This is a genomic window from Enterococcus sp. 9E7_DIV0242, assembly GCF_002140975.2.
Taxonomy (GTDB): domain Bacteria; phylum Bacillota; class Bacilli; order Lactobacillales; family Enterococcaceae; genus Enterococcus_L; species Enterococcus_L clewellii.
The window spans coordinates 97,530-119,448 of sequence record NZ_CP147247.1 but is presented as its reverse complement, the minus strand read 5'-3'; the positions used below and the strand labels follow the sequence as shown (position 1 = coordinate 119,448).

General features: G+C 37.6%; 22 protein-coding genes and 1 other annotated feature. Of the genes, 4 read left to right on the top strand and 18 right to left on the bottom strand.

Annotated features, from left to right (window positions below; all coding sequences use genetic code 11):
* The 10 genes from A5888_RS00620 to A5888_RS00575 all read right to left on the bottom strand — a co-directional run bounded on the left by A5888_RS00620 (position 1) and on the right by A5888_RS00575 (position 9,463).
* Positions 1–1,377, bottom strand: a complete 1,377-nt coding sequence (locus A5888_RS00620) for a V-type ATP synthase subunit B (protein ID WP_086347353.1) — start codon at positions 1,375–1,377, stop codon at positions 1–3.
* Complete coding sequence (locus A5888_RS00615) at positions 1,370–3,151, bottom strand: V-type ATP synthase subunit A (RefSeq protein ID WP_086347352.1); 1,782 nt, start codon at positions 3,149–3,151, stop codon at positions 1,370–1,372. The genes A5888_RS00620 and A5888_RS00615 overlap by 8 nt, the downstream gene beginning before the upstream one ends.
* 261 nt (positions 3,152–3,412) lie before the next feature.
* Positions 3,413–3,724, bottom strand: coding sequence for a V-type ATP synthase subunit F (locus tag A5888_RS00610; RefSeq protein ID WP_086347351.1), 312 nt, complete (start codon positions 3,722–3,724; stop codon positions 3,413–3,415).
* The gene (locus A5888_RS00605; protein WP_086347350.1) at positions 3,714–4,715 is read right to left on the bottom strand and encodes a V-type ATPase subunit; all 1,002 of its coding nucleotides are present in this window, start codon (positions 4,713–4,715) and stop codon (positions 3,714–3,716) included. Before A5888_RS00605 ends, A5888_RS00610 begins: the two co-directional genes overlap by 11 nt.
* 11 nt (positions 4,716–4,726) lie before the next feature.
* Positions 4,727–5,308 (bottom strand): hypothetical protein, encoded by a 582-nt coding sequence (locus tag A5888_RS00600; protein WP_086347349.1) that lies wholly within the window; start codon positions 5,306–5,308, stop codon positions 4,727–4,729.
* A 37-nt stretch (positions 5,309–5,345) separates the two neighbouring features.
* Positions 5,346–5,819, bottom strand: a complete 474-nt coding sequence (locus tag A5888_RS00595; RefSeq protein WP_086347348.1) for a V-type ATP synthase subunit K — start codon at positions 5,817–5,819, stop codon at positions 5,346–5,348.
* Positions 5,820–5,836: 17 nt separating this feature from the next.
* Complete coding sequence (locus tag A5888_RS00590) at positions 5,837–7,837, bottom strand: V-type ATP synthase subunit I (protein ID WP_086347347.1); 2,001 nt, start codon at positions 7,835–7,837, stop codon at positions 5,837–5,839.
* Positions 7,824–8,150, bottom strand: a complete 327-nt coding sequence (locus A5888_RS00585) for a hypothetical protein (RefSeq protein WP_086347346.1) — start codon at positions 8,148–8,150, stop codon at positions 7,824–7,826. The genes A5888_RS00590 and A5888_RS00585 overlap by 14 nt, the downstream gene beginning before the upstream one ends.
* 116 nt (positions 8,151–8,266) lie before the next feature.
* Positions 8,267–8,314: a sequence feature (sodium ion sensor (DUF1646 type); this cis-regulatory element may regulate processes involved in with the transportation of sodium ions), on the bottom strand.
* Between the two features lie 93 nt (positions 8,315–8,407).
* Complete coding sequence (locus tag A5888_RS00580; protein ID WP_086347345.1) at positions 8,408–8,869, bottom strand: hypothetical protein; 462 nt, start codon at positions 8,867–8,869, stop codon at positions 8,408–8,410.
* Positions 8,870–9,007: 138 nt separating this feature from the next.
* Positions 9,008–9,463 carry a universal stress protein gene (locus A5888_RS00575; RefSeq protein WP_086347344.1) on the bottom strand — a complete coding sequence of 152 codons (456 nt, stop codon included), beginning with the start codon at positions 9,461–9,463 and terminating at the stop codon, positions 9,008–9,010.
* 305 nt (positions 9,464–9,768) lie between these two features.
* On the opposite strand from A5888_RS00575, the gene A5888_RS00570 reads away from it, so the two are divergent.
* On the top strand, positions 9,769–9,918 hold the full coding sequence (locus A5888_RS00570; RefSeq protein WP_202061902.1) for a hypothetical protein: 150 nt from the start codon (positions 9,769–9,771) through the stop codon (positions 9,916–9,918).
* A 103-nt stretch (positions 9,919–10,021) separates the two neighbouring features.
* On the opposite strand, the gene A5888_RS00565 is transcribed toward A5888_RS00570, so the two are convergent.
* Together A5888_RS00565 and A5888_RS00560 are read right to left on the bottom strand one after the other, a co-directional pair.
* Positions 10,022–10,210 carry a hypothetical protein gene (locus A5888_RS00565; RefSeq protein ID WP_339101857.1) on the bottom strand — a complete coding sequence of 63 codons (189 nt, stop codon included), beginning with the start codon at positions 10,208–10,210 and terminating at the stop codon, positions 10,022–10,024.
* Between the two features lie 710 nt (positions 10,211–10,920).
* On the bottom strand, positions 10,921–12,183 hold the full coding sequence (locus A5888_RS00560) for a peptidoglycan bridge formation glycyltransferase FemA/FemB family protein (protein WP_339101856.1): 1,263 nt from the start codon (positions 12,181–12,183) through the stop codon (positions 10,921–10,923).
* Positions 12,184–12,675: 492 nt separating this feature from the next.
* Here A5888_RS00560 and A5888_RS00555 point away from each other — a divergent pair, with 492 nt between their 5' ends.
* Entirely contained in the window at positions 12,676–12,864 is a 189-nt protein-coding gene (locus A5888_RS00555; protein WP_249274388.1) for a hypothetical protein, read from the top strand.
* Positions 12,865–12,969: 105 nt separating this feature from the next.
* Here the strand turns inward: A5888_RS00555 and A5888_RS00550 are convergent, their stop codons facing one another.
* From A5888_RS00550 to A5888_RS00535, 4 genes are all read right to left on the bottom strand, one after another.
* Entirely contained in the window at positions 12,970–13,164 is a 195-nt protein-coding gene (locus A5888_RS00550) for a hypothetical protein (RefSeq protein ID WP_139843789.1), read from the bottom strand.
* 120 nt (positions 13,165–13,284) lie between these two features.
* Entirely contained in the window at positions 13,285–14,250 is a 966-nt protein-coding gene (locus A5888_RS00545; RefSeq protein ID WP_086347342.1) for a S66 family peptidase, read from the bottom strand.
* A gap of 123 nt (positions 14,251–14,373) precedes the next feature.
* Positions 14,374–14,601 carry a hypothetical protein gene (locus A5888_RS00540; RefSeq protein ID WP_086347341.1) on the bottom strand — a complete coding sequence of 76 codons (228 nt, stop codon included), beginning with the start codon at positions 14,599–14,601 and terminating at the stop codon, positions 14,374–14,376.
* 108 nt (positions 14,602–14,709) lie between these two features.
* Positions 14,710–15,570, bottom strand: a complete 861-nt coding sequence (locus A5888_RS00535; protein WP_422389730.1) for a helix-turn-helix domain-containing protein — start codon at positions 15,568–15,570, stop codon at positions 14,710–14,712.
* Positions 15,571–16,559: 989 nt separating this feature from the next.
* On the opposite strand from A5888_RS00535, the gene A5888_RS00530 reads away from it, so the two are divergent.
* Positions 16,560–17,462, top strand: coding sequence for a helix-turn-helix transcriptional regulator (locus A5888_RS00530; protein ID WP_339101855.1), 903 nt, complete (start codon positions 16,560–16,562; stop codon positions 17,460–17,462).
* 419 nt (positions 17,463–17,881) lie between these two features.
* Here the strand turns inward: A5888_RS00530 and A5888_RS00525 are convergent, their stop codons facing one another.
* Positions 17,882–18,775, bottom strand: coding sequence for a LysR family transcriptional regulator (locus A5888_RS00525; RefSeq protein ID WP_086347339.1), 894 nt, complete (start codon positions 18,773–18,775; stop codon positions 17,882–17,884).
* Positions 18,776–19,268: 493 nt separating this feature from the next.
* Between A5888_RS00525 and A5888_RS00520 the strand changes: the two genes are divergently transcribed.
* Positions 19,269–20,672 carry an SLC13 family permease gene (locus tag A5888_RS00520; RefSeq protein ID WP_086347338.1) on the top strand — a complete coding sequence of 468 codons (1,404 nt, stop codon included), beginning with the start codon at positions 19,269–19,271 and terminating at the stop codon, positions 20,670–20,672.
* Positions 20,673–20,814: 142 nt separating this feature from the next.
* On the opposite strand, the gene A5888_RS00515 is transcribed toward A5888_RS00520, so the two are convergent.
* Positions 20,815–21,774 carry a response regulator transcription factor gene (locus A5888_RS00515; protein WP_339101854.1) on the bottom strand — a complete coding sequence of 320 codons (960 nt, stop codon included), beginning with the start codon at positions 21,772–21,774 and terminating at the stop codon, positions 20,815–20,817.
* Positions 21,775–21,919: the final 145 nt, after the last annotated feature.

Here is a 21,919-nt window from a genome sequence, read left to right as displayed (position 1 = left end):
TCACTCTCCCTCAGTCAAATAAGCATCCAGCATATCATCCTTGATTCGTTTCAACTCAGTTCTTGGCAGCATGGATAACAGCTCCCAACCAAGATCCAACGTTTCCGTAATTGAACGGTTTTCATGGAAACCTTGATTGACATACTCATTCTCAAATCGATCGGCGAATTTCGCATAGATTCTATCTACATCAGACAGAGCAGATTCTCCCAATACGACCGCCAACTCTTTGGCTTGTTTCCCTTGTGCATATGCAGCAAACAGTTGATTCATCGTTGGCGCATGATCGACACGTGTCTTTCCTTCACCAGTCCCCTTATCTTTCAAACGAGAAAGTGATGGCAATACATCGATTGGCGGCTGAATCCCCTTCTTATATAAATCTCTGGATAAGATAATCTGCCCTTCAGTGATATAGCCAGTTAAATCGGGAATCGGGTGGGTTTTATCTTCCTCTGGCATGGTCAAAATCGGAATCTGCGTAACCGACCCTTTCAACCCGCGAATACGTCCGGCACGCTCATATAAAGTTGCCAGATTTGTATATAAATACCCTGGATAGCCACGACGACCTGGTACTTCACGTCGAGCAGCCGAGATTTCTCGCAAAGCTTCACAATAGTTGGTCATGTCTGTCATGATAACTAACACGTGCATGCCTTTTTCATAGGCCAGATACTCTGCTGCTGTCAGTGCCATTCGAGGCGTCGCGATCCGTTCGATCGCTGGATCGTTGGCAAGATTCATAAACAGGACAGAACGGTCGATAGCCCCAGTCTGACGAAAATCTTCCATAAAGAATTCCGCTTCTTCAAAGGTAATCCCGATCGCCGCAAACACTACGGCAAAATCGTCATCACTGTTCAATACATTGGCCTGGCGGGCAATCTGAGCCGCCAACTCTTTATGAGGCAAACCAGAAGCAGAAAACACAGGTAGTTTTTGTCCACGAACAAGTGTATTCAAGTGATCGATAGCGGAAATCCCTGTTTGGATGAACTCATCCGGATAATCTCTGCTGACAGGATTGATTACTTCTCCATTGATATCGACCTTCTTTTCCGGAAGAATATCAACACCGTTATCTTTTGGACGCCCTAAGCCATCGAAAACGCGCCCAACCATATCCTCTGAAACACCCAATTCAAGTGGATGACCCAAAAAACGAACCTTTGAATCGCGAATATTGATCCCACTGGTTCCCTCAAAAATCTGAACCATAGCTTTATCGCCATTGACTTCAAGTACCTGGCCTCTTCTAATTTCGCCATTTTGCATGCGAACTTCAATCAGCTCTTCGTATTTTACGCCTTCAACCTTCTCTACGATCATTAAGGGACCAACAACTTCATTGATTGTGCGGTACTCTTTAATCATTTGTCATCCCTCCATCTGCAACGATTTGTTTGATTGTTGTCTTGATTTCTTCTGCTAAATCGTCTAAACGACTGATTTCATCCTCCGGCACATACTTGCTCCGAGCAATTCTGTCACGAATCTCAGCAGTACCGTTGATGATTTCTGAGAAATAAGCATTTAACTCCAATGCTTTCTTTCCTTCTTCGAAGAATGTCAAAATCAAGTTCATCATTTTGAACTGCTTCTCTCTTGATGTAAATGTATCCACATCATCAAACGCATTTTGTTGCAGGTAATCCTCACGGAAAGATTTCGCAACTTCTAATGTCAAACGATCTTTGTCAGACAATGAATCGATTCCGACTAGACGGACAATTTCTTCCAGTTGAGACTCTTCCTGTAGAATACGCATTCCTTCGGCAACCATTCCAGACCAATCCTGCTGCAGCTGCTGATCCAGATATTTTCCTACTTCAGAGCTATACAGCGAATAGCTTTGCAGCCAGTTGATTGATGGGAAATGACGTTTTTGCGCTAAAATAGAATCCAGTCCCCAGAAAACTTTTACAACACGAAGTGTATTTTGGGTTACCGGTTCAGAAACATCCCCTCCGGAAGGCGATACCGCACTGATTGCTGTAATACTTCCTTCACGATGGTCTTTCCCTAAAGCAACAGCCTGACCTGCACGCTCATAGTATTCTGCTAAACGACTACCCAGATAGGCCGGGTACCCTTCATCACCGGGCATCTCTTCGAGACGTCCACTCATTTCACGCAAGGCTTCCGCCCAACGCGAGGTAGAATCAGCCATGATTGCCACAGAATAACCCATATCACGGAAATATTCTGCAATCGTAATCCCTGTGTAGATAGAAGCCTCACGCGCTGCTACCGGCATATTGGACGTATTAGCAATCAACACCGTACGCTCCATTAATGATTTTCCAGTATTTGGATCGATCAATTCAGGAAATTCATTCAGTACATCGGTCATTTCATTTCCACGTTCTCCACATCCAACATAAACAACCAAATCAACATCTGCCCATTTGGCAATTTGGTGCTGAACAACGGTTTTTCCAGCACCAAAAGGTCCGGGAACTGCGGCAGCTCCACCTTTTGTTACTGGGAAAAAGGTATCGATCACTCGTTGCCCTGTAATCATTGGCGCATCAGGATTCAATTTTTCAAAAATCGGACGGCTTTTACGTACCGGCCATTTCTGCATCATTGAGAATTCCTTTGTCTCTTGTTGGGTTTCGATTGTATAAACAGTTTCTTCAATCGTAAATTCCCCGGCTTTTATCTCTTTCACGGTGCCTGAGATACCAAAAGGAACCATAATTTGATGCTTGATAACAGATGTCTCCTGAACAATCCCTACGATATCGCCTGCAGACACTTCTTCTCCAACCGTGACAGTCGGTTCAAATAACCATTTTTTCTCACGATCCAAGGCAGGGATTTTTACTCCTCTTCCTAGAAAATTGCTTTGTGTAACCTCCGCAAAGGTATCCAGCGGGCGCTGAATCCCATCGAACATCTGAGAGACCAAACCTGGTGCCAGCTCTACAGAAAGTGCCTCACCAGTAGTCACTACCGGTTCACCGGGCCCAATCCCTGTTGTTTCTTCATATACCTGAATAGATGCAACATCACCGCGCATCTCAATAATTTCTCCGATTACTCCTAAGTCTCCGACATGACAGATATCCTGCACACTGGCATCGGACATGTTGTCCGCCATAATCAAAGGACCGGATACTTTAACGATTCTTCCTTTTTGCACTAACTTTCCTCCTGTTCCGAGAATCAAAATCGATAGAAATCCAACTGCTCAATTCAAACAGACCTTAATTTTGATACTGCTTCAGCAAGTTCTGATTTCCTGTGTGTTACTGAAAAGTAATCCCACACCCGATTTTCAATATTAAATATATGAATCGTACGTAAGTAACTATAAATGATCCACAGAACCATTCGCACATTACGTTGAATTAACAAGCATTTTTTCAAAAATTTATGCTGTTTCTTTGCCGTATTCATACAACTATAGTATATTCTGCCCAATCGCTTTTTCGACATTTTCCTGCACGGCTTTTTTCCCGATGCCCTTTGTTCCATCATGGCTTGGAATCAAAATAATCGCCGGCTTCATTTTGCTTTTATATCGGTCAATGGTTTCAGTGACCTGTTCAGAAGCTTGCTCCGTGATGAAAATCACACCATAATCATTGTCTGCCATCTGCTCGATACTGTCTCTGATTTGGCGTGCTGACATACCATAGCGCACATCAAAGCCAAAAAGTTTGAACGGCATAACAGAATACTTATCTCCAATTACTCCAATTTTATGAGCCATTGACTGAACGCATCCTTTCCTTCAGCTGTTCCACCGGAAAATGATTTTTCTTGCCCACAACAAGCATCCTCAAATTTTTCCATTCCACTTCCTTGGCATTAAGATAAGAAAGTAGTGGCAATGGGCCGAACGCAACGACATTCGATTTATTGAATATATTTGTCAAATAATCATCTTTGATCTTTTCAAAAGCCACCAAATTTAATTCATGCGTGTCGGAATCAACTAGCGGAGCCAATATCTCTCCATATTTCGTTGAAACAGCAAAGGTTGTAAAAGTCTCCAACGTTTGTCCGGCGTATGGTAAAAATTCTGCTTTTGGTATACTGCCGGAACTGGAAAGGACGGTAGAAAGAAAAGTTTCTGTCTGTCCCTGTACAAGTCCTCTTGCTGTTGTCGAAATATTGGTTAAATCAATAAATGATGTAATTTCCTTGATGACATCCTCATACCCAAGTTTTTCAGCAAGCTGGCGCTGATATGTCAGAAACGAACGGTCATAGATAATATCAATAGCCTGTAGAACAGTTGATTCCTCAAGATAATCAAGAACCTCTCTGATCGCTTCCATATAGGCTTCCGGCAATTCACTGGACGTTCTTGTATGGATCGCACTTTTCACTGTTGCCAAGGAATAATGTCCGTCTTCCACAAAAAGGTGATCTAGATTTTGTCCTGTAATCTCAGCTTTTGTCAGCACCTTCAAATTATGAAAGGTAAATCTGGAGGTGTAGATTGAAATGATCTCCGGCTCCGGAGCCATTTGATAAAACCATTCAAATAGCTTTCCTTGCTCCTTCGAGTAAATATACTCAAAGTTATCCTCGAAATCTTCACGCAAATACTCACCATACACCGTGTTTTTTAAAAGATCGCGCAACTCATCGATTGTTTCAGCATGTAACAGCTGTTCATATTGGGCAGGACTCAAAAGCTCAGTTTCTTTTATTCGAATCAGAGGATTGATTTGGTTATATGCTGTATCTTTCATTCCAACTGCTCCTATCTGAATAGCATTTCTGCAATTTTAAAGCTTTCCGCCTTTTGGATTTCCTGTACTAATGTTGAAAACAGGAAATTGTACTCAATACCGTCCTTCACAATAACAAAACCGCTCTCCTTTGGAACAACTGTATCAGACAATTGAACACTTAAGCTTTCCGTATTGAATTGCTGCAACCATTCTTGGCTAATTTTGTCTTGTGAATATTCACCTGCATTTAGCTGGATTTCTCCAGTTAACGGCAGTGTAGACAGCACGTTAGCAGCAAATGACTGAAAGGTCTCACTATCCCATTCATTCATTTTTTCAATAGTTTCCTTGAAAAGCTGCGTCAACAACTCTTGTTTCCTGTTCAATGTTTCTTGTCTAACATCCAACTGTTGGCGATTTTGCTTTTGCTTAAACGCTTTTTTAGTTAATTCATTATTTTTATCAATCTGATTTTTTTCTTGAATTTCTATTGCCGCAACCTGTTCATCAAAATTCTTTTCGATGCGCTCTTTTTCAGCACTTTTGTAGGTTGCTATCTCGTCTTTTCCCTTTTCAAGGATCTGTTCAACGATTTTTCCGATTGCATCCATGTTTTTCCTCCTACTTGAAGTAATTGTTTTTTACCTCTTATTTTACGTTCAATACAAGTAAGAATGAAATAACGAAGCCTAAGATTGCATATGTTTCTACCATCGCTGCATAGATGATCCCTTTAGTCGCATGCTCAGGTTTTTTCGCTAAGATTTGAATACCGGCTGCCGCAACACGTCCCTGAGAAATCCCTGAAAATAGGCCTGCGAAAGCGATCGGCAATGATGCCACAAAGTAATCCAATCCTTGAACCATAGTCATACTATTATCTAAATTGATAAAGATCAAAAAGGCAATAACGAAGCCGTAAAGTCCTTGTGTACCTGGTAAAAGCTGCAAGATCAGTGCCTGACCAAATTTCTCCGGCTGCTCAGTTGTCAAAGCTGCTGCTGCTTCCCCGGTAAATCCTACACCTTTTGCAGAACCGATCCCTGCTAAAATTGTTGCCATTGCCATTCCTAATACTGCAAAAAGTATGCCACCATTTTCATTAATCAAGTAATCAATCATCGTTTATATTCCTCCACTTATTTCTTCATTTTCATCTTTTCAATATTTAAATATTTCTCTTCTGTTTTCAACGGTTGGAAAGCACGTCCGCCACCAGTGTAGAATTTTCCGAAGAACTCTACATACTGCAAACGCGCGCCATGCACATAGGCACTCAACAAGCTCAAGAACAGGTTCAAAGCATGCAGCGCAATAATCAATACAATCCCAACAGTGAATCGGGCAACTGGCGGCATAAACTCTACCAGCATGTTGAATGCAGCGGCAATACTACCGCCGGAAATCCCCAATGCCATCAAACGAGTATAGCTGACCAAATCACCGATGTATCCAGTTAGGTTATATAGCTCGTACAAACCCTTGGCAATTCCTTTTGCTTTGGATTTCGACTGAATAATAGGAACAGCCACAATTGATAGCGCTGATATAACAGCGACGATCGCCCCTGTCATCAGGAATCCATTGCTCTTCAATACGATCGTACCCAATACTGCAATCAGTATCCCCAACAGCAGCCCTTGCCAAGCAAAGCTGCTTCCAATACTTTCTAAATACTGCTTCCGCTTCGTCAATTCAATCCCATTGACCATCAAACCAGTCATCAATTGAATAAAACCAAAGGCTACAGAAAGAAGTAAAATCGTGTTTACGTCCTCAGTTGTCGAAAGAATCGGAAACGGTAAGTTGATACCCAATAGCGTTTCGGGGAATGAAGCACCGAAAAAGGAACCATAGATAAAGCCCCAGATAATCGTTGGAAACGACAGGATAAAGAAGAAATCAGTGAATCGTTTCATCCCTCTTGGCAACACCATTGTTTTTTTAGCAATCACTGTACCGATCAGCATTAGAAGTCCATAACCCAAATCTGCCACCATCATACCGAAAAATACCATATAAAAAGGGGTCATAATCGGTGTTGGATCAATTTCCTCATACTGAGGCAAGCTGTACATTTCTGTCAGCATCTCAAACGGTGCAACCAGCTTATTATTTTTTAGCTTAACTGGAATATCCTTTTGAATTTCCTCTGAGGTCGGCTGTTCAAATACCATGTAAAGCTCCGTTTTAGGAACAACACTATATAATGTTTCCTGAAAACTTTGTTTCTCATCTTCCGGAATCCATCCTTGTATCAAGGTAAAATAGGCTGTATTCAGTAAATGGTTTTTCGCTTCCTCACGATAAATCAGCGCATAGACCATTTCCTCTGCAAAATATAGCTCTTCTTGATGCTCTCGATAAGCAGCTAAAGCTTTTTTTATCTGCTTTTCTTCTTCGACTAAAGAAGCCAGGCCTTTTTTTGTCTGCTCGTAAGCTTCTCTTGGGAGAACATCGTACGGGTAGTTCATTTTATCAAAGCTAAACTTATTCAATAGCGCACTGACTGATTCTTCATTTTTCTTCAAGAAAATCAAGCTGTAGTATACATGATTCGTGCTTTGATAGATCTCTTCGGCATAAGTAAACGGCAGCTCTTCCAATTCAAGCAGAAACTCCGAATTATTCGCTGTATTCAACGAACCCGATATCAATGAAGCCTCGTTTAGCGCAACTTCCTGAGGGACCACATCTAAAGATTGCCATCTTGCCAACCAATCTTCATCAGCAAGCAACTTTTTTCGTTGATTTTCTACATCATTCAACTGTTTTTTCAAACGTTCAATCTCATTCAGATACGCCATCGTCTGTTCACGATCAAAAGATGATTCTAAAAAATCTAAGGTTTGAACTTGACGCTTGATACCTAGCTTCTTACCTTCGTTACTTGCAAAATGAGTCATAAATGTCAACGCATCCTGAAGGCGCAAAAGCATGTCTTCATAATATTTTTTGTCAAAAGCGTTCCCGGTCAGTTGACTAGAAGAAAAGTAACTGTCGAGATAGGATTGATCCACGCTTGAGTGATAGAAGTCTTTGATCTCAACAGCCTGCAACCCTTGTATCGACTGAAGAATCGCTTCTTCCTTTTCAGCAGCCGCTATTAATGTTACTTTTTCCATTTTATTGACTGCCATAAAGTTCGTTCACCCTTTCTACGATATACTCAATCATTTGATTCTTGTTTCGATCATATTTGGATTGGAAGGATTTTTTCTGTTCTTCCGCATCTTTCAATAAAACATCTTTTTCCTTTTTCAGCTGTTCCTGCTGGAAATGCTCTGTTTCCTGAAGCAGTTTTTTTACTTTTTCCTGACTGCTCTTTTGTAGTTGTAAACTTTCCTGATTTTTCTTTGTTTCAAAATCAGCCATTTCCTGCTGTACATCCTTTTTCATTTGCTGTACTTGATCTTCAGCCTGACGAATTTGCTCTAAAGCATCTAAAACCATTATTTCACCTCCAACAAAGCGTTACTTTATTTGTTTTAGAAACACGCATAACCAAGAGAAAAAACCTATCTTTCTCTTCCATGAAATAAGAAAAAAAGACCGAACTCAAAAAACAGTTCTTCTCACCCCTTGAAGAACATGATCCTTGAAGCTTCCGCCCAACCATTGGTTTCTTAATTCACATAACGTTATTTTAGCAAAAAGCCTGCAGAAATTCAAATACATATTAGCGTATTGACTACCTACAGGCCTATTTTTTACTTATTTAATCGGATATTTTTATATTCTTCTGCATTCCCTTCTACTGTTATATCTCCTATATTTTCGATAATCAGCCAGTCATCCATATTTTTTTGTCTGTCCAGATACATTGGTTCAATTAGCTTCGGTTGTTCAATCTCAATTAAGCAGAGGATTTTCTTTCCATACCACCGTTTTTTCTGAGCAGCAGACAATTGCAATTGGTCCTGCTTCCCTTCTAAAATCTCTGTTGATTCTTCTGCAGTCATTTTTTCAGAATTAAACACACTTTTGACAATCGCTGTTCCTTTGATTTCACCTGAACCATTATTTTCAATAAAATAGAGGGTTTCACCAACAAACACACGGCTATGGGGCAGTTTTCTACCCGCTGCTCCTCTGACGATCAATGTTTTTTCACCTGCCATGATCTTATCGAATACCTTTGATTTTGCGTCCGTATATACGAGATGTTCCATTAAGTCACCAGCTTTCTTTTTCTTATATTATAAGTAATATGCCAACTACTGTCTTTACATTATCTACTCACTAATGTAATGTTTCCAGAAAAAAAGAAGCAAAACCAGATAGAACCAGTCCTGCTCCTCATTCTCTAATTATGCTTCATCTTCTGCGGCCACAACCAACACATCACAAGACGCATGATTGACTACATAAGAAGTCGTTGAACCAACGAGAATTCTTTCTAAACCGTTTAGTCCTGTTTTGCCGATAATCACTAAATCGATGATGTCTTCTATCTCTGAAAAGTTTGCTAATAGGGTTTTAGGATAACCATATACGACATAGGTTGCCACATTATCGAGACCCCCTGCATGCGCAAAATCCACACGCTGCTGCATCTTCTCTTCTTCTTTTTTTCTCAAATCTTCCATCGCATTGGTAACGGATATGGTCAGTTCACCAAAGTAATTGCCTATTTCTTCTATTACATAGACAACATGCAGCTTTGCCTGATTACGTTTTGCGATCTCAATCGCCTTTTCAAACGCCTGATCCGCTTGCGGTGAACCGTCAACTGCAACTAAAATATTTTGATACTCGTTTTCCATAATGAATCCCTCCCTTTACACTTTTATTTTACTATGAAATGGCAGAAACACAAAGGATTCTCTGTTTTTTGCATCTGACGTGCTTGTTTTTAGCAAGAAACTTCAATGATAGGTTGAAAAACAACTTTTTGCAGATAAGTAAGAGTTACTATGCGACATAAAAAATACAGAAACTAGGACATTTTTTCTAGATTTCTTAGCAAGAATATTGCTAAATTATCTTAACTGTGGTAATATTATTTCAGGATTTCGTTATTATAATTCGTTGCCTTTCACTGAAACACTTAATGAAAGGAGATGATAGTATGACATTCAAAACAAACAATGTTAGTTATCGTGTAGCATTTGATACAAAGAACAACATTTTTATGGTTTATGATGCAAATGACCATAACAAAGTAGCTTACGGTATCACAATTAAACAAGCTGTACGTCAACTAAAAGAAACTGCTTAAGGAGCTAAACAGTTAAAATGGATGATTTGAGTAGTACTACAGATTAAAAGGGTATCAGTCTAGAGAATAGAACTGATACCCTTTTTTGTATACTTTATTTCTTTTATTTTTTGAAAAAGCCTTTTACCTGATTCGCAATATCATCCATATTTAAGTCTGGAAGTGATTTTTTCAGCTTATCATAATGCTCCCCGATTTCATCTTTATGTTCGTCTAAAAAACTCTTTGCTTTCTCAACATTCCCTTTGCTAATCAATTCTTTCGCTTGCTTGATCAATTCATCTTTATTCATTTCATTCTCCCCTTTAATTCTTTAAGTCAAAGTATTAGTTTACCCCATAATTGTACATAAAGAAATATTTTTATTCAAAAAAATAAGCTATAATGCCTCCCCAGACGTCATAGCTTATCCTGCACTTTCTTATTTTTGTTTCTTTTTTCATTTATTTGTTGCTCAAATTTCTTGTTCTTAGAAATATAATATTATCGTTTTGATCTAGCGGAATCAATTCGATAATCCCCTGTGAATCATGGCCTCCTTACTCAATTATTTAAGAAAAGAATATGTCTTTGTACATCCAATTCTTAAGTAAAGAATAACAAACAAATATGAAGAAATAAAGAGCCACGCTTCAAATTTGTGAAATTTGCAAAAATAACTTCAATTATCTCAAAAAAAGGGTAAAACGGTGCAAAAACCACAAATTTTTATGCTATAAAAACAATTTTTCAAATAAAACCCTTGGAAACAAAGGTTTTTACATGTTTTTTTCACGAAATCAAATTATCTCCATCTTTTCCCTAAGGAATTAGAAAAAATACAAAAAGAATAGCTGTCCAACTATTTTGAACAAGCTATTCCTTTCATAAATTTATAGTTTTTGATAAAAAAAGATTTCCTTATCATAATTGAGAAAAATGATTTTTTCCTGTCTATAAAGTAAGAGTAATACTGATAAAAACAGCCAAATTCTCCTTATTTCATATATGACCCATTTTTTCCTACGCTCTGCCTCTCAGCTTGTTTACAAATTCCCGCACATGCTTTAATACCATATATGTTCGATATTTTCCAGGGTTCAAAATGGCCTTGAATGTTCCTATTTTCTCTTCTGCATAGCCATTAAATGACTCTTTGAATTTCAGAATACCATCTGACCCATCAAACACCCCTTCGATTCCATAAAAATTGTATAAAGGAATTTGCTTCTCTACAGAATACTTCAACATCCTATCTTGAATCAAGAATGGTGCATATAATTTTTTATATTTTTCTTCTGTGCCGGAAAACAGATACACTGTTTCATGAGGTCCTGTTAGAAATAACGCACAGGCCAAGGATACTTGTTCCCCATTATCTGCCAACATCTGCTTCCCTTCTGTAATTCTCTTTTCATAGGTGGATAGCTCATCAGTAAACTCACGCTTCTGATTGTTCTTCTTCCGACTGTTCGGATTGACGACCAAGAATTCCTCTATATCCGCAAGTTTTTGCTCTAGCTGTTGTTTTTGCTGCTCTAAGCTTTCTAAATAGTCTTTGAAATTGACTTCTGCTACCACAAATTTTGCTCGCTCACCATACGCCTGATACACTGCTTGATAGTATTCCAATGTTTTATCTGTGAAATTCCTTCTAATACTTGTTCGCTCAGTAATTTCTTTGAATAGAGATAGCTCTTCATACGATAATTCTCTTGTCGTAATACCAAAGCTTTTCGCCTTATTTAAACTGTATTTAGCATCCTTATTATAAGACTTAACTAAAGTCGCTTCTGAAAGATCACTTAGGTCTTTTTTATAGATCCATTGCGGATTTCCATCTGAGGAATATCCTTGAGAGAATCCTTCATGTTCAAATTTCTGGGCTGAAAAGAATGGAATAATTTCTTGATCCTTTTCCGTCAACAGATTGCCACGATAATCATAAACTCCATAAGCGCGATTAGGAGTCACAGTCAAATAAAGCCCATCATTCTCTTTTATATATCCCTTAAGCTGAGAAAGAAAATCCACCGCGAGCTCACTTTTAGCGGGTAGCTCTAGGCCGTCAATATCAAAAACATAGCCGACGCCTAGTTTAGTCTTTGTCATCAAAGAAGCCATACATACAGTATTTTGCTCATCTTTTAATGCAGGATAAAAAACTTCCGCTCCTCTAAGCTTTTTTAATTTCCCCATCTCTTTGGTTTGCAGATAGTTGCCAGAACTTGACTGGTTTGCGAAAACTTCAAATTCGTTTTCATCCAGTAAACAAAATGTATACATTCAAAACTACTCCATTCTCTTCTATAATCATTTTACTCAATAATCGATCATTACTATAAATATATATAAATTGCATGAAATCAGGTATTACACAAAAGCTGCCACTCGCTTCTTGATAAACGCTAATAGCCATTCCTTTGTCGTTTGTTTCATCATACTCATACATGTTTAAACCTGACGTTCTCTATTATAACTATTTCTTTCCCCTTAACGCAATTGATTCCATAAAAAAAGATAATTTCCTATTGTCTTCCTACAAAAGTAAGAAGCATGGAAAAAATCCGTGTAATCATTTAATCACAGATTTTGAATAGAGAAGCTGCTTAAAGTTGGTTTCAACTCGACATGCTTTTTTATTCCCTATTCACACAAACTAGTTTCCTCAGCAATGGGACGTAAAGGTTGAATAAACATGTGTGCCTTTTATGAAAAGAGCTGTCGCTGTATGTTTTGATCGTTCTTCGGTATAATAAAATAAGGAGGTTGATGACGATGAATGTGTTGATTTTTGCATTGATTCTTTGGTTTACAGGGATTTCTTTGTTGGCTGCCGGCAGTATCAATTACCAAATTCGAGCCTTTTATAATAAGAAAGCTTGGTTGGGATTAACAAAACCCTACTTGTATGCAGGCGCACCTGCCTCACTTTTAGGACTATTGCTCATTTTTATTAACTTTTAACAGAAATTGTTTTAGCTCATCTTAACGAAGAAGGAAACACGCAGAGCCTAACCACGGACTTGCGCGTTTCCTTTTTCATTTCTCTAAATACGCTCATCAGTTGCGTTATTCTGCAACCTCAACCGGTTCATACCTGTAAATGACATGACCACCATGCGCTGCTTCACCCACAAACAACGTACGATCTGCCCTTTTCAGCCATGCTTCTCTGAAAATGAAAAACTCGTCATTTTGAACGCTGATTTCTTCGATTTCCCCAGCAGCAAGCTGCTCTAACATTTCCTCAAATTTGTTTACCAACTCTATCACTCACTTTCTATCAGATTCTATCACACGAACCCAAGTAAAAGTAGAATGAAAAAGTTGGTATAATGCGGTGTTTAGATAACTATTTCCAATGAATCGCTTTGTTCTGAAAGATCATTCATCCGTAAAAATGACTGTTTTTGCGAAAGTATCTACTTCTACTGTCTGACCAATAGGAAATGTCATGATTGGCTGTGTATGCCCAAAATCCATATCATATATAACAGGAATTGTTTGTAATAACGGATATTTATCCAAAATTAGCAGAAGCCGTTCCTCTGTCATATCTGTTTCATCTGGAAATCTGCCAATCAATAAGGCCTTGGGTGTGTATGCTTGTAAAAAAGAAGCTAGCCCTCTAGCAAAGTCACGAAAATCCCCTTCTTCTTCTAGCTCTACAAAGCCAACAACCTCATCGTCACTCGGCTGGTACACTGTCCCTTGAAGTAAATTAAAGGTGCCAATATTCCCGCCAATACTGATTCCCGATGCCTGTCCCTCTGAATAACTCTTCCAGTTCCCTTGCAAAACACGCGGGGTATACTCTGGTAAATACCAAGGATCATTACTCCATACTTCTGAAGCGAATAATCGATGGACACCTGTGTGCATCACTACATCTCTAAAACAAGCCGTCTGATATTTTTGGTGCATACGCATCTTGAAGCTGGTATAATGCGGGCCACTATATGTTACTAGACCCGTCTGAGCGTATATCGCATTACTTAATGCAGTGATATCACTATAGCCGCAAAATATTTTTGGATGATTCTTGATTAGGTCATAATCCAAATAGGGCAACAGCTCATTACAATTGAAACCGCCGATGGTTGTGAGTATTCCTTTAATGTTCTCATCAAGAAACGCCTGGTGGATGTCTTCTACTCGACTCTCAATCGTGGTGGAGCCCAACACATCATTCTCTAAAATATGTTCCCCAAAACTTACCTCAAAGCCCAAACCGCGTAACGTAGATTCCGCAGCTCGATTCGCTTCTATGCCACCTGTTCGCATTATGCTGCTTGACGGAGAAATAATTCTAATTTCATCACCAGCACATAGTTTTTTAGGAATAATCATGTTAAGCCCTCCTTTAGATTAAAGTTTCTCTATTATAGCATAAGAAGAACAGATGCAGATTGCAGAAAAAGCAAGACCAAGAAGATACCAGCATCCTCTCGCTCTTGCTTTTTTTATTTCGAACTAAATATCAGCGTTTTGGCTGTTTTCCGTTCCGGAATCCTGCTCCATGCCAGGAGGGCCTCCTTGCGGTCTCTCACCATCCGGCATCTCCCCGTCCATCATTTGACCGTTCGGCATTTCCATACTTGGTTGAGACATTAATTTATAACTTAGAAACGAAATGATGCCGACTGACAATACACTAACAACGATCGTACTGATCATCCATTTATTTATTTTCTTTTGCATATGTATCCACCCTCTCTTAACAAGAATTTAGGATACACCTGATTGCTTAAACATAGCTTAAAATTTTTTTAATGACGAGTATACTTTTATTTGAGTTACTTTTTCAGTTTACATTGTGTTGATAGGGACATCCCCTTTATCTATCTCTCCAAATGTAAGTATCCTCATCTCTTTGTCAGAAGCTTCTGCAATAGCCGTAAAGCCATGTTCCTGCAAAATATCAATATATCTGTTGATTTTTTTTTGATAAGAACGATCACCTGTAGTAATAAGATAAATCAAATTTTCCAGATACTTAATGTTCATAATTATATGAACATTTTTAGCAGATTTTTCAATAGTATCAATCATCTTAGCATATTCCTTGCCCTCATCATATTGCTTTTCCTGTATACAAGCAGTCATAGCATTTGGAATCGCATTATAAGCTAGCTTTAACGTTTCAGGATCTCTCAGTGATTGGTCCATAATTGGATAAGCTTTTTTCATCAATACTTTTCTTTGTTCCGTAGGAAATTGAAATACTATGTTAGCCAGTAGAGCATAATCATACTGCGATAGATAATCTGTATTGGACAACAAATCATAGGCTTCTTGTATCTCTTCTTGCGTCACAGGAACTACCTCTGACCAAAATTGTGAGAAAAAAGCTTTGATCGATACTAGATTAGATAGCTGGACAGTTGTTTTCTTTGGCGTTGCCAAAATTTCTCTATAGTATTTTATTACAATTGCTTTCTTTTCCAAATCCTCTAAATCAGCAGCAGCACCATAAAAATTTTTGCGAAAAACACCTTGGTTTGTATCAAAACCACTAAATGAAATAAACTCTTCTATGTTTACTGATAATGTGTCCAAAATTTCTTGTAATTCCTCTAGCCTAACACTTCTCTTCCCATTTTCTATTCTAGAATAAATCGAATGATCTGTAGAAGATTTCAATACTTCTTTTTGAGTAAACCCTTTCAACGTTCTGAAAAACCTGAGCGTGTCACCAATTTTCATTTTTAACTCCTTTACCATACCATAACTCCTTAACGTGCTAATTTAGCACAAAATATAGCACATTTTCATTTATTTTACAATGATCGTTATTAATGCGATCTAATTCGTGCACCTTTTACCCAATCGCTTAGCACCTATTTATTTCCTATCATCTGCTTGGTATAGTTGACTTATGAAAAGGAACAGATGCTTACTGTAATAGTACCTTTAGACATTACACCAAATCACTAATTGTCTCTATGGTTTAACCAGGCTGTAGTCCTATCCAGTCGGCAGTTGAATTCTTTTCAAAAAAGGGGTAAGTCAAGGAGTAGTCAGTATAAGTCCATTTGAAACCACTGTAAATGTTTTTCCTTGCAAGAGTTTTCAACATTTCGCGGTGATTTGCTTTCAGATTTACATATAGATCGAAAGCAATCGAATACATCTTTTTACTGACATCATCACTTTGCAGAACTGTTACTCTGAAAGTGATAAAGAAAAATAAACTTGTTGTTCAACAAGGATCAGGCAGAAGAGCATTATGTATTTACTGCATCAACTTGTGTGCTGGTATAACATACATAACAACTCTGCAAAAAAGCTGACTCACTAAAGGCACTATTAACGCCCTAGTGAATCAGTTTTTTTATTTTTGGAGAATGGTCAAAAAATGAAATGTTTTACTTTAAATTTTCTCCATTCTAAATAATTATATAAAAAGAAGAGAACAGAAGCCCCCTGCCCTGTTCTCTTTCAGTCAATGATTTAGTTTTTCTAGCTATGGTGCAACAATAAGAAGCAATGGAACAATAATTAGCCCTAAAGCAAGCATATCTACACCTCCTTCTACTTTTTATTTACACTTCCATAGTATCAAAAATTACGATACTTTGAAATCAATTCTAATCATTATCTTCGCAAATTAATGCAAATGTGATATAATTTAGCAAAAAATAACGAGGATTTAATTTATGAATATCAGTGAGACTTTACTCTTTTTCAGACGAAAATTAAAGCTGACACAAAAAGAAATGTGGCCTGGTCACGATACATCTGCCTATTCGAGAATTGAAAATGGCAAACAGGATATCAAAATGTCGGACCTTGTATCGGTCCTCGACCAAATGTCTATTTCACCTGAAGAGTTCTTTCTTTATTCTTCCATTGATGAAGAGCAAAAACGATTTAGAAGCTTATTTCAGTACTGTGCCAACCACCTTAATAATCAAACGAAAAAAAATGAACTTTGCCGTTATTACAATAAATTAGATAATAATTCTCAAAAAAAATTGAAAGACCTATCAAACTATATTGCAATAAAAATATTTTTCTCTCAACACTGGGAAGAAATCAGCGAAGTATCTACAATTGAATTAGAGGAAATCTTCCACTACTTGGATCAAAAATCCTATTTTCTTCAATATGATTATGCACTAATGTCTAATACGATTTTTTTAATGAATGAAACTCACTCAGATATATTGATTAGCAAAGCGATTCCTCTAGAAGACGAAGAAAATCGTAATACAACAACAAAACAATTTGCCTATAATCTAATAACCAACTTAATAACTGTAAAATTATATAATAGAGATTATGAAAAAGCTAAAAAATATCTTCATCTTGCTAATAAGCAGAATGTTAAAAATCAAGATTATCAATATCGAATGAATATTGAGTATTTGAGCAATTTATATAGTTATCTTACTAAAGGAAACTACCAATATATCAGAAAAGTTTATGATTATATCCATTTTCTTGATGACCTTGGAGAAAATCAACAGTCAAAAATGATTGAGAAAGAAGTAGAAGTTCTAACTCTAAACTTCCGAGGAGCAGAAAATTCTACAATCAATACCATACAGGTCGATTAACATCTGTGTAAAATTTTTTTAAGTAGTACAAGAAAATATACATTTTACATAAAGAAGCATTAAAATCATTGTAATAATATAAAAATCTAGGTGGCTTGCGCCTCTATCTCACTATTTTTAGTGAGATTTTTTTCTCACAAATGAGTCAACAATGAAATGCAAAAAGTCGTAAAAACGATTGCAAAATAGCGATTCTTAAATCAAAGAATATGCGCTTCGAAGAGGAAGAGACAGCTAAATATGCTCTAATCAAGAATTTCTATTATGGTATTTTCAATAGCTACAAGGAACTTTTTTCATCTTGCTCATAGATGCACATACCACAACTGATATTCTGCCTTTCTCGAGCAAAACAGCAAACAATGAATCAAAAACCCGTTGTTTTACACTTGCGGTTTTTGATTCATTATTTCTTATTTTTATTCGTATGATTGAGCTGATTTTACCCATTCAGAATGTCGAAAATTATCTAAGAGATATCTGATTGGCTCATCAATGACTAGTTCTTTACGATACATCAACATCATGGTTTCTTTTTTAGACAAATCCTCTATCTTTTTCAATACAACAGAATCTGGAACTTCACTGAAAAAGGAGGAAACGATGATCGCTATTCCTAATTGCGACTTACAATATTCCAAGCAAGCATAATGGTTCCCCAGCTCACAAATCACGTTCGGTAATATATGCCGTTTCTGCAGCTCTCGATCGATCACCTTTCGCAAAAAAAGCTCCTGTTCCAGTAATATCAACGGTTGATTCTCCAAATCACACAAATAAATCTTCTCTTTCTCAGCCAGCTCATGTTCCTTAGGAATAACAGCTAAGAACTGGTCTTCAAACAATGGCTCAGATACTAGATTTTCAATGTCCTCCGCCTGATAAGTAACACCTATATCTATTTGCTGATCCAGTAGCTTTCGGATCGTTATACTACTCGGATATTCTTTTATTTGTAACATGACATCGGGAAAGACCTCTGTAAACTGCTTAAAGATATGATGCAGTAAATGACTACCTGATGCGCCAAGTACGATGGCATCTCGTTCAATATTTTGAAAATAAGTCATATCTCTTCTGACTTCATGCACTTCATGAAGAATCGTAATGACATGTCGCAAGAACAGCTGCCCTGCCTTACTCAGTACAATGTTTCTCCCCTGCTTATTAAATAAAGAAACACCTAATTCACTTTCCAATATTTTGATTTGTTGGCTCAACGAAGGCTGTGATATCTCCAATCGCTCTGCGGCCCTTCCATAATGTAACTCTTCACTCAAAACAAGGAAGGACTCCATCTGTCTAATATTCATCTCCAACCTCCTTTTTCCATAATCAAATCACTATGTTTACGATAGTTTTTCCACGATTGTTTGTCAAGGTAAAAGTAGTATTATTATATTGTGAAAAAAATCACATAAGAGAGGGATAAATGACTACTAAAAGAAGCCGATTGTTTTACATTATCCATCTATCTCGTTAGTTATCTAAGTAATATACCTATATGTTTCTCTCAAAAATTCTGACTAGAAACCCATAATTAGCGGAAGCTATTCTATTCAACCTGCACTTATCATCATTAAATAGATGGTTCTAACATGATTATTACTGGATGAAAAAAAGAGAGACCTAATTGGAAACAAAACACGCACCACGGATTTTTTAATAGAGAGCATTAACTATGTTACAAAAGCTGTTTATTGAAGCGTTCAATATTTGGTAGTAGAGAATCCTTTTAGGTAACTATCTATCTTACTTCGTAAACTGCTATTTAGCTACCCTCTCAATCGACACAAGGAGGAAATCATGAAAGAAAAGGCCGTTTTTGATAAAAAAAAGTTTGTTGTTATTATTGTTTGTATTTTATTGTATGTTGCAATCGTTATGTTTCCCACACCGGATGGTTTAACCGTTGAAGGAAAAAAATCTTTAGCACTTATGGCAGTTGCTGTTATTTCTTGGATATTTGAGGTTATCCCTATTGGATTATCAGCCTCGCTATTTGTGATGATTATGCCAACCCTAGGTATCGTTTCTATGGAGGAAGCGATGTCGAACTTCATGATTGCTACGGTGCTTTTCATTATGTCGACCTTTATTATCGCACATGTCTTCGTGGAAACTGGATTAGGAAAACGAGTGTCTCTTTTTATCAGTACGTTATTCGGAAAAAAATCAAGTCGCGTTCTTTTAAGCTATATGCTATCAACCTCTTTGATTTCCGGTGTATTGCTTAGCATTCCTGCAGCAATCATTTTCGCTGGTGTTGCTACAACCCTACTGAAAAAAAATAATTGCACCCCTGGAAAATCCAATTTCGGAAAACAGATGATGATCGGTATTCCTGTTGCAGCAGCAATCGGTGGAATTGGTACACCGGCGGGAAGCGGTCTGAACGTTTTAGCTATTTCTTTACTGGAAAGCACTGCTGGTGTTACGATCAACTTTTTCCAATGGACAATGGTTGGCTTTCCAATGGCGATTATTTTGACGCTTATTGCATGGTTCATCATCATGAAAATGATTCCATCAGAAATCGATATCGTTCAAGGACTGGATGATGTAAAAGAAGAAGCAAAAAAACTGGGTAAACTAACTACCGCTGAGAAAAAGTTTTTAGTTATCTTTTCAATTGAACTAATTCTCTGGTTAACTCAGCCTTGGAACGGAATCAACACAGCGGTCGTAGCTATCATTGCAACCTCTCTGTTCTTTATTCCCGGAGTCGATTTGTGTACATGGGAGAAAGCAAACAAATCCATCAACTGGGAGTTACTTCTTTTAGTCGGCGGCTCCAATAGCTTAGCAATGGCAATTTCCAGCACACAAGGGTCACAATGGTTAGCAAACGCCATATTAGGCGGATTAGTAGATTCACCGATTCTTGTCGTTTTGTTTGCTGTGACAGCATTTGGCGTATTTTCTCATTTGCTGATTCCAGTATCAAGTGCCGTCATTGTTGTTGCTGTCCCTATGGTAGCTCTTTTGGCTCAGAATATTGGAATAAATCCGGCACTTTTAGTACTTCCTATCGCTTTTACAGCTTCTGACGTCTTTCTGATGCCGCTAGATCCGATTCCATTGACAACATATCACTATGGTCATTGGAAAATGTGGGACATGATGAAACCCGGCTTTATTATCTCTATGGCTTGGATCATACTATGCGTTGGCTTCGTTCTTATCGCTCAGGCGCTCGGTATCGTGTAAAGCGATACCCTTATTCAACACCAAGAATAGCTAGAAGCAGCTCTAGTAAAAAGTGCGTTTTCTCATTCGAGAAACGCACTTTTAACTTTTTTATTGATTCTACAGTATTTCACTAGTTCTAATCGAAGAGCATTTCATTGGTTCAAACAGCCGATGACACTTCCGCCTGCAGCTTCCCAGATTTATTAAAGGCTTCATATGCTTCAATCACTTGATTTCTTTTTTTGACATTTAACTTTATAAAAATATTATGGATATGAGTTTTGACTGTCCCTAGTGATAAAAATATCTCATCCGCAATTTGCTGATTGGACTTGTGTTCCAATAGCAGCTGACAAATTTCCTGCTCGCGTTGGGTGAAGTGATAATGTTGGCAAAATAGTTGAAATTGCAGATCTTCTTGTTCTTCAATAGGCTGCTGCTCTTCCTGCACCTCCGTTTTAAAGAAGAAATGCAACAGTAAAAAACAGACCAACATAGAAAAGATATCCTCACAGATATTTCGATTGTTGATTTTTACATTTAAAATCGTATATTGATCCACCCAATAAATAACGTAGGAATCTTCAAGAAGAATAAGTAACCCAAAAAGAATAGAGCATAAACTTATCCATTTTGTGTAAAAATAGCGAGCAGTTGAAAAGTCTACTGCCTTTTTCAAGTGAATCCAGCCATATACCCCTAAATAAATTAGAAACAACTGATTGGGCAGATAATACAGCCAGACTTTTGTTGCTGAATTCTGCAATAAAGGAACCATAGACATCCAGAGGGTCAATACTACGACTAAACCATATTGGTAAAAAGAAGTTTTTCGTTTGAGGAGATGGTTGATAATTAATAAGGAGCAATAGGCATTTGCGACATAAATGATCGTTTTTGCTACAGGAATGCTCATGAAGGTTTCGTTGTAACTCGAAGCAAAGCTATTGATGAATTCTGTCATATAAATAATCGCATTATCAAAAATGAAGAAGAGCAGATAAATCGTTAGGAATAAAAAAAGTGGTTGTTTCCGTCGTAAAAAGAAATGGATAGACAGTGCCATAGTCAATGCATAGAGAACAATCAACAGAATATTATAAAGAAATACTGCAATCATAAAAGAAACCCCTTTCATTTAGAAGTGCTGGTTTAAGTGATAAACCTTTACCGCTCCTTGTCATCTACTCAAATTATAACATCAACTTTTTCTCTTGGCGAAAAAAATTTCTAAACCCTTTACCTAAACTTTTCTAAACCCTTGA